General features: G+C 39.5%; 6 protein-coding genes and 1 pseudogene. All 7 read left to right on the top strand.

What is annotated here, in order from left to right; all coding sequences use genetic code 11:
- Positions 1 to 580 (top strand): annotated as a pseudogene (locus H4K35_RS10540) (hypothetical protein); the annotation flags it as partial.
- Positions 581 to 921: 341 nt separating this feature from the next.
- Complete coding sequence (locus tag H4K35_RS10535; RefSeq protein ID WP_182627730.1) at positions 922 to 6,969, top strand: MBG domain-containing protein; 6,048 nt, start codon at positions 922 to 924, stop codon at positions 6,967 to 6,969.
- Positions 6,970 to 7,048: 79 nt separating this feature from the next.
- Positions 7,049 to 7,909, top strand: coding sequence for an outer membrane beta-barrel protein (locus H4K35_RS10530; RefSeq protein WP_182627728.1), 861 nt, complete (start codon positions 7,049 to 7,051; stop codon positions 7,907 to 7,909).
- 258 nt (positions 7,910 to 8,167) lie between these two features.
- Entirely contained in the window at positions 8,168 to 9,379 is a 1,212-nt protein-coding gene (gene mnmA / locus H4K35_RS10525; protein ID WP_182627727.1) for a tRNA 2-thiouridine(34) synthase MnmA, read from the top strand.
- Between the two features lie 17 nt (positions 9,380 to 9,396).
- Positions 9,397 to 10,341, top strand: a complete 945-nt coding sequence (locus H4K35_RS10520; protein WP_182627724.1) for a nitronate monooxygenase family protein — start codon at positions 9,397 to 9,399, stop codon at positions 10,339 to 10,341.
- Between the two features lie 181 nt (positions 10,342 to 10,522).
- Complete coding sequence (gene acs, locus H4K35_RS10515) at positions 10,523 to 12,430, top strand: acetate--CoA ligase (protein WP_182627722.1); 1,908 nt, start codon at positions 10,523 to 10,525, stop codon at positions 12,428 to 12,430.
- A 552-nt stretch (positions 12,431 to 12,982) separates the two neighbouring features.
- Positions 12,983 to 16,543 (top strand): hypothetical protein, encoded by a 3,561-nt coding sequence (locus H4K35_RS10510; protein ID WP_182627720.1) that lies wholly within the window; start codon positions 12,983 to 12,985, stop codon positions 16,541 to 16,543.
- Positions 16,544 to 16,552 lie beyond the last annotated feature (9 nt).

Here is a 16,552-nt window from a genome sequence, read left to right as displayed (position 1 = left end):
AATCCACTTGTTTTCCAATCCTCTACATGAGAGTACATTATTTCTTGTTTGCTCATCTCTTTATTATTTCAAGCAAACTTACTACCTTACGTTAGCTTATGAAATATGGGCTTGGTCGGGTGGATACAAAGGAGCTAAAGTAGCTAGCTATTTTGAGAATTCGCGTAATTGGGGTAGTAAAAATTTATCAAAATCAACCAATCCAGATGAAGTGTATGTAAGAAACATCACCGCCTCTTTAAAAAACAAAAAAGCGGAAAAGGAATACTTGATGCAATTGATCAACCCAAGCTTTAGTAGTCAAATAGAAGTATATGCAGATCCAATGGCTTCTGAAACATCCTCTATTAGCTTTGGTGGAGGACCTAGCATCGGTGGGGGAGTAATTAAATCCTATTACGTTAAAAAAGGTGAGGAAGTGATTTGGCTTAAAAAAGGAGAATTTGAAGAACACTACAATTTCCTTTTTGGAGACAACCAAGAATTTCTACAGAAATTCCCATATAACTCAATCAAATGGGATCACTTAAGCTATTTAATCGCTGAGTACACAAAAATGGCAGAAGAGAAAAACGCATAAGCGAAGCAGCAAAGGATGTCCAATAGGGCATCCTTTTTGCTTTTAAAAAGGTGAGGTCATAGACATTGGGTTTTTCTGAACCCGTTTTTTTGCTTAGTTTTAAAAGGAACTATCCGCTCTTGTTCAGTGTACGTATAGAAGTTGAAGCAGCAAGTCTTAGAATTGGATGTGTTGTAATGTATTGATATATAGTTGTTTAATATAATTTTATTGCGCTATATTGATTTGTCCACCCTTTTGTCCACCCCGTATTTTTTCATTTTTTTAACTAAAGAGATAATTTTATAAAAATTTGGTTCTTCATTTTGACTGGATTGCCAATTAAACTCGATCTCTATCCTATGAAAAAAGCACCCCTTACTTTTTTACTTCCACTATTTTTGTTGTGGAATGTTGTTCTTCATGCACAAACCTATCAACCGCTAAGTCTAGATGGGTTTAATGAAGATGTGATTGCCAATGGAATTGGAACCGCTGTGTCGAGTACAACAAATGATATAGATGGTGTGTCCTATTGCCTTCGCAGTTTGGATTGGAAGTTAACCGCCGAATCACAACCAATGACAAGTGGCTTGCCAACGAATGGAAGCATTACTTCTCAAGACTCGACGACACCGAATTTGCTGTTTCAACTTCAAGATTACAGTAGTAATAATGTTATTCGGTTGAAAACTACTGTGAATACGATTACATCTAACGTAGGTGGGCAAGTAAAATCCCAAAATATCTACATTTTAGCTACTTCTACTTCTGGTTCTTCTGTTTTGGAATGTAAGGTGATTTTTGAAGATGATTCATTTCAAGTGATGAGCATTACTTTACCTGATTGGTACAATGGAACAAATCTGTCAGTTGCTTTTCAAGGATTTGGAAGAATCAATCGAATGAATAATATGTTGGAAAATTCAACAACCAACCCTAGATTGTATCAATTTCCGATACCTATTACGCTTGAAAATCAAACGAAAGCAATTAAGTCTATTGCGTTTTCGCATGTAGAAGGACAGGGAATTAGTAGTGTTTTTGGCGCCACAGCTGAGTTGGTTCCTTCTTGTCCGAATCCGACATCAATTATCATCAATCAAATTACTTCCTCTACGGCTAAGGCTAATATCACTCCACCGAACATAGCACCGGATAGAGGATATGATTTCCAAGTGAGAAGCTATGGAAATCCTAGCGATGGAAATACAGGATTCGTAGTAAGTGGATCTACTATTGCAAGCAATTTAACCGTTGAATTGCCGTTTTTAACTAGTGGAGAAACCTTCTATTTTTATGTGAGATCTAAATGTAGTACAACAGAATTTGGAGATTGGCTAGGTCCCTTTGTTTTCACTACCTTGTGTGAAACTCGAGGCGCTTTTATTGAAAACTTTGAGTCCCAACCTGTAGGGACAGTTAACAATGCTAGTTTGCCTGGGTGTTGGGGAAAAATCAGTACTGGTAATGGGTATCTATACACCAGTAGTGCTTCTGCTTATTCCGGAAATCACAGCTTATATTTATATAATAGCAACCAAAATACGGGTGATTTACTGGTGGTTTCTCCTCCAACAAATCATTTGGGTAATGGAGGGTATCGCGTTCGATTTCGAGCGAGGAGTACAGCTTCTGCTCTATCAACCTTAAACGTAGTTACCTTAGAAGATCCCAATACGACTGTCGGAATGCAATCTTTAGCAACCATACCATTGACTACGTCATTCAAAGAGTATTTCGTCAATTTTCCGGCTGGAACGGCTAATTACTTTGGATTAGCCCATGGTTTGAGCAGTGAGTATCAAGCAATCTATATGGATGATATTCGTTTTGAACCCATTCCTTCGTGCCTTGTACCAACTGATTTGACTGTTTCAGCTGTAGGTTTAAACACTGCAACGATCGCTTGGACAGCAACATCATCGCCCAATACGGAAGGATATACCTATGAAATACGAACTTCAGGAGAAGCGGGCAGTGGAACTACCGGCTTAGCTTTTTCAGCACAAGTAGATTCAAATACAAGGACAGTAAACCTGGCTAATCTAGTTGCAGGAACAACGTATCACGCTTATGTGAAAGCGAATTGTACGGCAACAGAGGAAAGCTATTGGACAGATGCAGCAACGTTCACTCCCAATTGGTGTACGCCAACCTATGTAAATGGATCCTCTAATCACCGAATTACCGTAGTGAATATTGATGAAATTAATTTTACCGACCAAATCCCTTCTTACACCCAAAGAGATCGAACAGCTGAGTCTATTCCAGATTTGACAGTTGGAAATACGTATACTTTTAATGTAACCACAACGGGGTATACGGGGATGGGAGTGGCTATTGATTTTAATAACGATGGCGTTTTTGATCAACAGACAGAAGTATCGGCGCTATCGGATTATATTCCTAACAATACCCAAGTATATACAGCTACTGTGACTATACCTAATACTATAGCTACGGGAAATTATCGCATGCGCATTTGGAATCGCATTGCGAATGCAGGAGGTATGGACGATGGAGCTGACCCTTGTGGCAGTTATAATTATGGAACATGGGCCGACTATACCGTAAAGATTCTAGAAGTGACACCACCTCCTGTGGCTGTTGATCAAGTGTTTTGTAAAAACGAAAATAAAAAAGTTAGCGATTTAACCGCTACTGGCGAAAACATCAAGTGGTATGCGAGTGAAACAGCAACTACTGCATTGCTACCGTCTACACTGCTCAGCAGTGGGACCTATTATGCGACTCAAACTATTGGAGGACAGGAGAGTGTGCGTCGAACTCCTATTCAAGTGGAAATAGAGGACCCTAAATTAAATTCGATTAGTGTATCTTCCTCTTTTCAATATAACACCCAGACCCAAGTGATACTAGTTGGTATTAGAAGTGTATTGGGACCATACGTTTTAACTTGGTATGAAGAGGAAACAGGTGGAGTGAGTATTCCTACACCCGATATAGCTGTGTTACCCGTAGGAACCCATGTATATTGGGTCAGTACGTTTAGTACAGCAGGCTGTGAAAGTAAAAGGAGTAAAATTACCTTGGTTGTTAACCCATTAACACTTTATGTTATTCCTACAGCCATAACCAAATACTATGGAGATGCCGATCCTGAGTTAAGGTATACGATTTATGGCGGCTATAGTGAGATACCATTAACAGGAAGTTTAGCTCGAGATCCAGGTGAAAATGTCGGTTCTTATGCGATTCGCCAAGGGACTCTAACTACCTCTTCGAATTATAGTTTGATTATGACTACGGCCACCTTGACGATTTCACCCGCTCCATTAACGGTAACTGCAGATGCAAAAACCAAAGAAATGGGGGCAGCCGATCCTATGTTGATTTATCAGGTTTCAGGACTCAAAAATGGGGAACTAGCAGAAGATGTATTGACTGGTACTTTAACGAGAGATCCGGGAGAAGAAACGGGGGTTTATCCTATTACGCAAGGAACATTAGCCTTGACTTCTGCGAATTATGCAATGCGGTACCAACCAGCTAATCTAACGATTCGAACAACCACTATTGTGGTTCAGGCAAATGACAAAACCAAAGTCTATGGAGATACGGATCCAACATTAACCTATACCGTATCAGGATTGGATCCTGCAGTTGATCCAAGTACGGTCTTGATGGGTAGTTTGTCTCGTGAACCAGGAGAAAATGTAAGTAGTTATGCCATCACCCAAGGTACATTGACAGCAGTAGCTGGGTATACGTTGCAATTTGAAGCTGCTGATTTAACCATTACACCTGCCACAGTTACCATAACCGCAGAAGCGAAAACCAAAGTATATGGAGATACGGATCCAACATTAACTTATACGGTTAATGGATTAAAGGGAACAGATACTCTTACAGGAAGCCTAGTTCGCGAAGTAGGAGAAACTGTAGGAACTTATGAAATTCAGCAGGGAAGTGTAGCTGCATCAACGGATTATACCCTCGTATATCAAGCCGCTGATTTAGATATTACCCCTGCCACAGTTACCATAACCGCAGAAGCAAAAACCAAAGTGTATGGAGATACGGATCCTTTGTTAACCTATACGGTTAATGGATTAAAAGGAACAGATACTCTTACAGGAAGCTTAGTTCGCGAAGGAGGAGAAACTGTAGGAACGTACGAAATCCAACAGGGAAGTGTAGCTGCATCAACGGATTATACCCTCGTATATCAAGCCGCTGATTTAGATATTACACCTGCCACAGTTACCATAACCGCAGAAGCAAAAACCAAAGTGTATGGAGATATAGATCCAATATTAACCTATACGGTTCGTGGATTAAAGGGAACAGATACTCTTACAGGAAGCTTAGTTCGCGAAGTAGGAGAGGCTGTAGGGACGTACGAAATCCAACAGGGAAGTGTAGCGGCAACAACGGATTATACGGTTGCGTATCAAGCCGCTGATTTAACCATTACACCTGCCACAGTAACCATAACCGCAGAAGCGAAAACCAAAGTGTATGGAGATACGGATCCTTTGTTAACCTATACGGTTCGTGGATTAAAGGGAACAGATACTCTTACAGGAAGCTTAGTTCGCGAAGTAGGAGAGGCTGTAGGAACTTACGAAATCCAACAGGGAAGTTTGGCTGCATCAACGGATTATACCCTCGTATATCAAGCCGCTGATTTAACCATTTTTCCCATTGAATTGGTTATTTATCCCCAACAAAACCAAGAAAAGGAATATGGAACTGATGATCCTACTCTTGCTTTTACTGTAGAGGGATTAAGAAATGGAGATACCATAGCAACAGCTTTACGCGGTGCCTTAGGTAGAAGTACAAGTGAAAATGTAGGTCGCTACCGATATACACTTGGAAGCTTGGAAAGCATCGCTAATAATTATGTATTGCGATTGAATACAGAAGAGCGCTTTGAGATTACCCCAGCGCCAGTTGCTATTGTTGTAGAAATAGGACAATACAAACATTATGGACAAGCAGATCCCGTATTGAGGTATGAGATTCAAGGATTGAGACGTGGAGATTATCCGGCTAACACCATGACGGGACAATTAAAACGCGAACCTGGTGAAGAAGTAGGTCAATATACCATTGTACAAGGTAGTCTCGCTCCACGCTCAAATTACACTATTCGCTCGTTTACAACAGCCTCTTTTGAAATTAAAAGAGGTGAAATACAAGGGCTTATCTTGCCTTCAAAAACGGTTGTTTACGATGGGGAACCTCAGTATTTACAGGTAGAGGGACCTTTGAGTCTTGGAGCAGTAGTAACCTATGAAAACAACGAACAAACCCAAGTAGGACGCTATACTGTAGTGGCTACGATTACAGATGAACCAAACTACGAACCCTTGCGTTTAGTGGGAACATTGACCATTACTCCGGCAGAACAACACATTCGCTTTGGAGCCGTTTCGACTGTTGTCTTAGAGGATACGCCATCCTTACCACTTCAAGCAGTGGCTAGTTCTGGTTTGGCTGTAACGTATACGATAGATGATCCTGCCGAGCAAGCCCTTGCTCAAGTGGATGCAGCAGGAGTTATTCACTTCCTACAACCAGGGGTTGTTACCGTAACAGCACATCAAGAAGGAAATGCCAATTACAAAGCGGCAGCCCCAGTTTCGCAAACCATTGAAATAAGCAGTAGAGATGCGAGCATTTGGAATCTCCTTGTCGATGGTGTTTCCCATGGAAAAATAGAAAAAGTAGTAGAATTAGTCTTAGACTGTTCGACTCCACAAGAAGAAGTGGTGTTGGAAATTATCACCCAAGTTGGTGCAGTAGTAAGTCCGTCAAACTATATCACAGTTCCCGTGACAACCTATGGAATCCACGAACAAGTCATAGTGGTACAATCGGCAAATGGACAAGTCACAACAACTTACACCATACGCATAGACAAGCGCATTCCAACAGAACGTATTGTATTCCAAAAATACGACAAAGTTTTATTGGTCAACAACAACAAGCAAACCAACGGAGGTTACGTATTCAGTGGGTATGAGTGGTTTAAAAATGGAATGTCACTTGGCAAAAAGCAATTCTATGCTGAGCAAGGCGATGCTGGTACAACCTTAGATGTTGACGCAGAATACCTCGTGGAGCTGACGCTACACAATGGACAAAAAATAAGAAGTTGTCCCATCTTTATTCAAGGGAAAACAACTGAGAATTGGGCTGTATATCCAAACCCTGTACAAAAGAGCGCTTGGTTGTATGTTCGACTAGAGGAGGAAGCTCGTCAAGAAGCTACAACATACAAGATCTACAACATCACAGGACAGCTAATTAAAAGTGGAGCATTGGATAAAGGGAAGATGGGAATTGAAATTCCGTCAACAGTGGCAGCAGGATCGTATTATCTAGTTTTGAATAGGGCAGGCAAACAACAGGGAATTCAATTTATTGTTCAATAACAAAGGCTAATGGAGATTTCTCTCTGTATTACAGCGGGATTTTAGTTCTGATGCAGGGGAATTTCAAAAATCAATAAGGATGAAACAAGACGTATATTTTTTTATAGGATTATTTTTAATGAGCTATGTGCCCGTGCAGGCGCAATACAAGCCATACTATTATAAGGATCACGAAGTAGGGGCAACAGTAAAAGTGGGAATGCACCAAAATTATGGTAGCTTACCCAATTCAATTGCGGCTGATTTAAAAGTAGCGACAGCGATTGGATTACAGTATGATTACTATTTAACACCCAATTGGAGTATGGGAGTTGGCATTCAATATGCCAGTCAAACTACTGATTTTACAGGGAGAAACCTCAAGGGAGCAAGTCAAGAAACCGATTGGGAAAACGAGGCTTTTACGTTTAGCTATGACGGAAAAAAGTACAAAGAACAATGGAAGGTTTCCCAACTCAATATTCCCTTAACCGTACACTATGTCGGAAAAGGAGAAACGGCACTGTATATTCGAACTGGGGTTCAGTATTCCTTGATGATGAATACCAAAGCTACCCTGACGTGGAATCAATTGCAGACTTCAGGATATTTTCCGCAATACAATTTACACCTCGATCACGATTTGTTGTATGCGGGATTTGGGTATCAAGAACAAGTGGAATACAAACCCGATGCAGAATTAAAAAATCGATGGGCTTGGATTGGAGAGTTTGGAGTCAGACACAACCTACGAGACAATCAAAACCTCTATATAGGGTTGTATGTTGACTTGGGGTTAAACAACCAAAAATCAAGTGGAAGTGAGAAACCCAAACAATTGGTAGCTTATCAGCCTGTTCGCGAGCAAGCTTTGACCTATCACAGTCTACAAGAAAGTACAACCACTGCTTTTAAAAATTACAATTTTGGGATTCAGTTGCGCTATAGCATCGGATTATAGGTGAGTGGTGAGTGGTAAGTGGTAAGTGGTAAGTGGTAAGTGGTAAGTGGTAAGTGGTAAGTGGTAAGTGGTAAGTGGTAAGTGGTAAGTGGTAAGTGGTAAGTGGTAAGTGGTAAGTGGTAAGTGGTGAGTGGTAAGTGGTACTCACTATTCACCACTCACTATTCACCACTCACCACTCACTATTCTAAAGAAAATCTAAAATCGCATGAGTTTAGCGCAATTCTCCGTAACTTTGCCTCTTAGTTTTTTTAAAATATGAAAAGAGTAGTAGTAGGACTTTCAGGGGGGGTAGACTCAAGTGTTGCCGCCTACTTATTGAAAGAACAAGGATACGAAGTGATCGGATTATTCATGAAAAATTGGCATGATGATACCGTTACCATTTCGAATGAGTGTCCCTGGCTAGAAGATAGCAATGACGCTCTGATGGTTGCTGAGAAATTAGGCATCCCTTTTCAAACTGTGGATTTAAGTGAACAATATAAGGAGAAGATTGTAGATTATATGTTTAAGGAGTACGAAAATGGTCGTACCCCAAATCCAGACGTACTGTGCAATAGAGAGATTAAGTTCGATGTTTTCATGAAAATTGCCTTAGAGTTAGGTGCGGATTATGTAGCGACAGGACACTATTGTAGAAAAGCGGAAGAAGAAGTGGTAGCTGCAGATGGCACAACCCAAACCGTATATAAATTATTAGCAGGCGTTGATCCGTCAAAAGATCAATCGTACTTCCTATGTCAATTGTCACAAGAGCAATTGGCAAAAGCCTTATTTCCCGTTGGAGAATTGTACAAATCAAAAGTAAGAGAAATTGCCACCGAGGCAGATTTAATTACCGCAGAGAAAAAAGATTCCCAAGGGTTGTGTTTTATTGGAAAAGTTCGCTTACCTGAATTTTTACAACAACAATTAAAACCCAAAGATGGTTTTATCTACGAGATTCCGAAAGATGCACCGATTTTTGCTAGTACAGGAGTAGCACCTACAACCTTAGCAGAAGAATTATATGCCGAAGCCAAAGCGTTTCAGTATACCCCAGAGATGGGTAAAAAAGTGGGAGATCACTATGGTGCGCATTATTTCACTACAGGACAACGCAAAGGGTTGAATGTTGGTGGAACAGTAGATCCCTTATTTGTTATTGCAACCGATGTAGAAAACAATATCATCTATACAGGACAAGGCAATACACATCCTGGTTTGTTCCATAAAACGCTTTTTGTACAAGAGGGTGAAATTCATTGGATTCGCGAAGATTTACAGCTAAAATCAGGTGAAACACTGCGTATAAAAGCGCGTATTCGCTACCGTCAACCCTTACAAGAAGCGACTTTACACAAAATGGATAGCGGTATGTATGTGCGTTTTGATGAGCCACAATCAGCGATTACTGAAGGACAATTCGTATCTTGGCATATCGGAGAAGAATTAATTGGCTCTGGTGTAATATCGAAAGTAAACTAAAAGAAAGATCAAAACAGATGGCAAAGAACAGCATTACCTCGCTTTTTAACATACAATACCCCATTATTCAAGGGGGAATGGTTTGGAATAGTGGCTATAAACTTGCCAGTGCCGTAAGCAATGCAGGAGGATTAGGACTAATTGGCGCAGGATCGATGTATCCAGAAGTTTTGAGAACGCATATCCAAAAGTGCAAGCAAGCGACGGATAAGCCGTTTGGTGTCAATGTATCCCTATTGTATCCGGACCTACAAGAAGTGATGGATATTATTGTAGAAGAAGGGGTTAAAATTGTGTTTACCTCTGCGGGTAATCCCAAATTGTGGACTCCTTTCTTAAAGTCACACGGGATCACAGTAGCCCATGTAGTTAGCTCGTCTAAATTTGCATTAAAAGCACAAGATGCAGGAGTCGATGCCCTTGTTGCAGAGGGGTTTGAAGCTGGGGGGCACAACGGAAGAGAGGAAACGACCACTTTTACGTTAATTCCCATGGTCAAAGAAAAGGTACAAATTCCCTTGATTGCTGCTGGGGGAATTGCAACAGGAAGTGGTATGTTAGCTGCGATGATTCTCGGTGCGGATGGGGTGCAAATGGGTACGCGTTTTATCGCGTCTACGGAAAGTTCAGCACACCAAGCGTTTAAGCATAAGGTGACCCAAGTAGAAGAAGGAGATACCATTCTAACCCTAAAAGAATTAGCGCCCGTTCGTTTGATAAAAAATGAGTTTTATCAAGGTATTGAAGAACTGTATCAAGCAGGAGCTAGCAAAGAAGATTTACGCGCTTACCTAAGCAAAGGACGATCGAAAAAAGGAATGTTCGAAGGCGATTTAGTAGAAGGAGAATTAGAAGCAGGACAAGTGGCAGGATTAATTCACCACATCGAGCCTGTAGCTGCTATTATCGCTACTATTATGCGCGAATTTGAACAAGCCAAACAGCGAATGTTTAATTTTTAACCAAAGTAAATGAATCCAACCTTTCATTAGTTTGAGAAGAGTGATTTATTTTTTTATATTAGAAGAGAAACCATGCGAATTTTAAATAAAAAGTTCGTATGGTTTTTTGCTATATACTAATAATCTTTTATTTTTATAGGAAGTAACATAAACGAAATAAAATAAAAACCACACACTACATATGAGTTATTATAAAATAGAGAATCTCGAACAGTATTTTAAGCATTATAAAAAATCTGTGCGAGAACCTAGAAAGTTTTGGAGCAAAATAGCAGAAGAAAACTTTGTATGGTATCAAGTTTGGGATAAGGTTTTTCAATTTGATATGGAAGAATCTAAGTTTGAGTGGTTTGTCAACGCAAAATTAAACATCGTAAAAAACTGCGTGGATAGACACCTAGCGAAAAGAGGAGAGAAGCCCGCTATTATCTTTGAACCGAACAATCCTGAGGAACATCCACAAATCATTACGTATAACGACTTGTTTAATCGCGTTTGCAAAATGGCAAACGTCTTAAAAGAACAAGGCGTTAAAAAAGGCGATCGCGTTTGTATTTATTTGCCAATGATTCCAGAATTAGCGGTGGCTATGTTGGCTTGTGCGCGAATTGGCGCAGTGCACAGTGTTATTTTTGCAGGATTTTCATCCTCAGCGGTTAGCAAGCGAATTAACGATGCTGCCTGTCAATTTGTTATTACCTCTGATGGAAGTTTTAGAGGAAGCAAGAGTATCCCCTTAAAACCCATTATTGATGAAGCGTTAAAATCGTGTCCTTCGGTTGAGCGTGTACTAGTTGTGCAGCGCACAGAAGCGGATATCGAGATGATGCCTGAACGCGACATTTGGTTAAACCCTTTATTAGATGCGGCTTCTACGAATCACGTCGCTCAAGTGATGGATGCTGAAGATCCTTTATTTATTCTGTATACTTCGGGTTCAACCGGAACACCAAAGGGGATGGTGCATACCACAGCAGGTTATATGGTACAAACGGCCTATTCATTTAAAAATATATTTGATTACAAAGACGATGATATTTTTTGGTGTACGGCAGACTGTGGATGGATTACAGGGCACTCCTATATTGTGTACGGTCCCTTGTTAAACGGGGCAACAACGATTATGTTTGAAGGAATACCTACCTATCCCAATCCGAGCCGTTTTTGGGATATCATCGACAAGTATAAAGTAACCCAATTCTATACAGCCCCAACGGCCATTCGCTCGTTGATGACAGAAGATTATAAGTATGTCAATGAACACGACTTATCGAGTCTACGCGTGATTGGATCCGTAGGAGAGCCAATTAACGAAGAGGCATGGCACTGGTACAATGATCATGTAGGAAAGAAAAAATGTCCCATTGTGGATACGTGGTGGCAAACAGAAACAGGAAGTATTTTAATCTCTCCTTTGCCGTTTATTACCCCAACAAAACCAACCTATGCTACGTTGCCATTGCCAGGTATTCAAGCCGTTTTAATGGATGAAAAGCGAAACGAAATTGACGACAACCAAATTGACGGTTCTCTTTGCATCAAATTCCCTTGGCCTTCGATGGCTCGTACCATTTGGGGGGATCACCAACGCTATAAAGACACCTACTTTAGCCAGTTCCCTGGAAAGTATTTTACAGGGGATGGCGCATTGAGAGACGAAGTAGGATACTACAGAATCACAGGACGCGCTGATGATGTTGTGATTGTTTCAGGACATAATTTAGGTACGGCACCTATTGAAGATGCGATCAACGAACATCCAGCTGTGGCAGAAAGTGCTGTCGTAGGATATAAACACGAAATCAAAGGAAATGCCCTCTATGGATTTATTACACTCAAAGTAGAAGGAGAGTACAGAGATCGAGAGAATGTTAAAAAAGAAATCAACCAATATATCAGCAGTCACATTGGACCAATTGCGAAGTTGGATAAAATTCAATTCGTGGATAGCTTGCCTAAAACACGTTCTGGAAAGATTATGCGCCGCATTTTACGATCCATTGCTGAAGGAGAAACCAAAGACTTTGGAGATGTATCAACCTTAATCAATCCAGAAGTGATTGAGAAAATTAGAGAAGAGAAATTGTAAGATTTTAAATTCGCAATACGTAGATATAACACCCCAAAAAGCATGCGCTTTTTGGGGTGTTTTTTTTGTCTTCCTTCGAGTGAAAAAACACCCTTTTTAGAAGTAAAAGTAATTATTGCTATATAGAATAAAGCTAATAGTTGTGGTTTTCAAAGGATTACGGGGGGTTGAGGCATTTAGATGAATCTAAAAAGGTGTTTATTATTTGTGTTTTTCGTTTTTACTATGGTGTTATTTATCTATATGCTTCCTAGGGGAAGGGAAGTAGTTAGGTGTTAATTACTCATTATCTTTCTTTTTTACTTATTTGATTTTTCATTTTTCGATTCAATATCCCTTAATTCTTATAGTTCTCAGCGTTTATTTTTAAATAAAAGTGCTTTTTGAGAACAATAAGTTGAGAATAAATCTCAAAATGAAGTTTAAAAATAGAGATAATTTAATGGAAGACTATAGTTTGCTTGTTGGTTTTATATTTTTTTGGTGTTTTTGATGGGGTAATTGTGTTTAAATTTAATAAAAAAATGAGTAAAATTTATTAAAAATTGTAATATGATTAGAAAAGTTATTCCATTGATGGCGTTGTTTGCAACTGGTTTTGTAACTGCCCAAGTTGGTATTGGAACTGTAACTCCAGCTAATTCAAGTCAACTAGATATCGTCTCTACAAATAAGGGGGTTTTATTTCCTAGAGTCATTTTAAACAGTGAAACGGATAAAGATGCTATTTCAGGTGATCTAACTGAAAGTTTATTCGTTTATAACCTTGGACACGAAGATTTTCCTTCTGGTTTTTACTACTGGAAAAAAGATAGATGGGTTCGCCTGTTAAATTCACAATCCTATGTGAATACAACCAACCAAAGCTTCACTTTAATTGATAATCACCTGACAATCACCGATTCTGATGGAAATACGGTATCGCTGTCGTTGGATGAAATTGTAAATAATTCAAACTTCATTACCGAAATTGTAAATAAATTAAAAGGCAAATACGGTAATGTTTACTACAATACGGAAGATCATAAGTTTTATTATCTCGATGACAACGGAGCACCTATCCTAATTACGTGGGAAGACCTCAATACTACAAACGTTAGTTTTACCTTAGAAGATGATTTCTTAATGATCACGGATCTTGATAATCGATCTGTTCGTTTGGCTGTGCAAGATATTGCTAGTAATTTGACTTTTGTAAATAAGTTAACTGAAAACCCTGCCTTCATCACAGAAATCATCAACAAATTAAAAGGCAAATACGGAAACGTATACTACAACATAGACGAGAACAGGTTCTACTACATCCAAGACGATGGAACCGAAGGTACTATTGATTGGTCGTCGATCAATACTACGAACGTAAGCTTTACCCTCGATGCGGATATGTTGACGGTGACTGATTCCGATGGGAACAAAGTACAGTTGGATGTTAAAGAGATTGCGAACAACTCTACCTTCATTGAGGAACTGACACAAAATCAAGAGTTTGTAACGAAAATTACAAGCAACAACGAGTTCATCACAGAAATCATCAACAAATTAAAAGGCAAATACGGAAACGTATACTACAATGTAGACGAGAATAGATTCTACTATATCCAAGACGATGGAACTGAAGGTACTATAGATTGGTCGTCAATCAATACGACTAACGTTAGCTTTACCCTCGATGCGGATATGTTGACAGTGACTGATTCCGATGGCAACAAAGTGCAACTGGATGTAAAAGAGATTGCCAACAACTCTACCTTTATTGAGGAGCTTACACAAAATCAAGAGTTTGTAACGAAAATTACAAGCAACAACGAGTTCATCACAGAGGTAATCAACAAGCTAAAAGGTAAATACGGAAACGTATACTACAACATTGACGAGAACAGGTTCTACTACATCCAAGACGATGGAACAGAAGGTACTATAGATTGGTCGTCAATCAATACGACTAACGTTAGCTTTACCCTCGATGCGGATATGTTGACAGTGACTGATTCCGATGGCAACAAAGTACAGTTAGACGTTAAAGAGATTGCGAACAACTCTACCTTCATTGAGGAACTTACACAAAATCAAGAGTTTGTAACGAAAATTACAAGCAATAACGAGTTCATCACAGAGGTAATCAACAAGCTAAAAGGTAAATACGGAAACGTATACTACAACATAGACGAGAACAGATTCTACTACATCCAAGACGATGGAACAGAGGGAACTATTGATTGGTCGTCGATCAATACTACGAACGTTAGCTTTACCCTCGATGCGGATATGTTGACGGTAACTGATTCCGATGGGAACAAAGTGCAGTTAGACGTTAAAGAGATTGCAAACAACTCTACCTTCATTGAGGAACTTACACAAAATCAAGAGTTTGTAACGAAAATTACAAGCAACAACGAGTTCATCACGGAGGTAATCAATAAATTAAAAGGCAAATACGGAAACGTATACTACAACATTGACGAGAACAGATTCTACTACATCCAAGACGATGGAACAGAGGGAACTATTGATTGGTCGTCGATCAATACGACTAACGTAAGCTTTACCCTTGATGCGGATATGTTGACGGTGACTGATTCCGATGGGAACAAAGTGCAACTGGATGTAAAAGAGATTGCCAATAACTCTACCTTCATTGAGGAACTTACACAAAATCAAGAGTTTGTAACGAAAATTACAAGCAATAACGAGTTCATCACAGAGGTAATCAACAAGCTAAAAGGCAAATACGGAAACGTTTACTACAACATTGACGAGAACAGGTTCTACTACATCCAAGACGATGGAACAGAGGGAACTATTGATTGGTCGTCGATTAATACGACTAACGTAAGCTTTACGTTAGATGCGGATATGTTGACGGTGACTGATTCCGATGGGAACAAAGTGCAACTGGATGTAAAAGAGATTGCCAATAACTCTACCTTCATTGAGGAACTTACACAAAATCAAGAGTTTGTAACGAAAATTACAAACAACAACGAGTTCATCACAGAGGTAATCAACAAGCTAAAAGGTAAATACGGAAACGTATACTACAACATTGACGAGAACAGATTCTACTACATCCAAGACGATGGAACCGAGGGAACTATAGATTGGTCGTCGATCAATACTACGAACGTAAGCTTTACCCTTGATGCGGATATGTTGACGGTGACTGATTCCGATGGCAACAAAGTGCAACTGGACGTTAAAGAGATTGCCAATAACTCTACCTTCATTGAGGAACTTACACAAAATCAAGAGTTTGTAACGAAAATTACAAGCAACAACGAGTTCATCACAGAAATCATCAACAAGCTAAAAGGCAAATACGGAAACGTATACTACAATGTAGATGAGAATAGATTCTACTACATCCAAGACGATGGAACTGAAGGTACTATAGATTGGTCGTCAATCAATACGACTAACGTAAGCTTTACGCTTGATGCAGATATGTTGACGGTAACTGATTCCGATGGGAACAAAGTGCAGTTAGACGTTAAAGAGATTGCCAATAACTCTACCTTTATTGAGGAACTTACACAAAATCAAGAGTTTGTAACGAAAATTACAAGCAACAACGAGTTCATCACAGAGGTAATCAACAAGCTAAAAGGCAAATACGGAAACGTATACTACAATGTAGACGAGAACAGATTCTACTACATCCAAGACGATGGAACCGAGGGAACTATTGATTGGTCTTCAATCAATACGACTAACGTAAGTTTTACGCTTGATGCAGATATGTTGACGGTGACTGATTCCGATGGGAACAAAGTGCAACTGGATGTAAAAGAGATTGCCAACAACTCTACCTTCATTGAGGAACTTACACAAAATCAAGAGTTTGTAACGAAAATTACAAGCAATAACGAGTTCATCACAGAAATTGTCAACAAGCTCAAAGGTAAATACGGAAATGTTTACTACAATGTAGACGAGAACAGATTCTACTACATCCAAGACGATGGAACAGAGGGAACTATTGATTGGTCGTCGATTAATACCACAAACGTAAGCTTTACCCTTGATGCGGATATGTTGACGGTAACTGATTCCGATGGGAACAAAGTGCAGCTGGATGTAAAAGAGATTGCCAATAACTCTACCTTTATTGAGTAACTTACACAA

It is taken from the genome of Myroides sp. NP-2, assembly GCF_014145665.1.
In the GTDB taxonomy this organism is placed as follows: Bacteria; Bacteroidota; Bacteroidia; order Flavobacteriales; family Flavobacteriaceae; genus Flavobacterium.
Note: the sequence above shows the minus strand (reverse complement) of the source record. Positions and strands in the feature narration are given on the sequence as shown.

Excerpts from the sequence above, each read along its gene's own strand:
- H4K35_RS10535 (WP_182627730.1), top strand. The coding sequence starts at position 922 with ATGAAAAAAGCACCCCTTACTTTTTTACTTCCACTATTTTTGTTGTGG.
- H4K35_RS10530 (WP_182627728.1), top strand. The coding sequence starts at position 7,049 with ATGAAACAAGACGTATATTTTTTTATAGGATTATTTTTAATGAGCTAT.
- acs (WP_182627722.1), top strand. The coding sequence starts at position 10,523 with ATGAGTTATTATAAAATAGAGAATCTCGAACAGTATTTTAAGCATTAT.
- mnmA (WP_182627727.1), top strand. The coding sequence starts at position 8,168 with ATGAAAAGAGTAGTAGTAGGACTTTCAGGGGGGGTAGACTCAAGTGTT.
- H4K35_RS10510 (WP_182627720.1), top strand. The coding sequence starts at position 12,983 with ATGATTAGAAAAGTTATTCCATTGATGGCGTTGTTTGCAACTGGTTTT.
- H4K35_RS10520 (WP_182627724.1), top strand. The coding sequence starts at position 9,397 with ATGGCAAAGAACAGCATTACCTCGCTTTTTAACATACAATACCCCATT.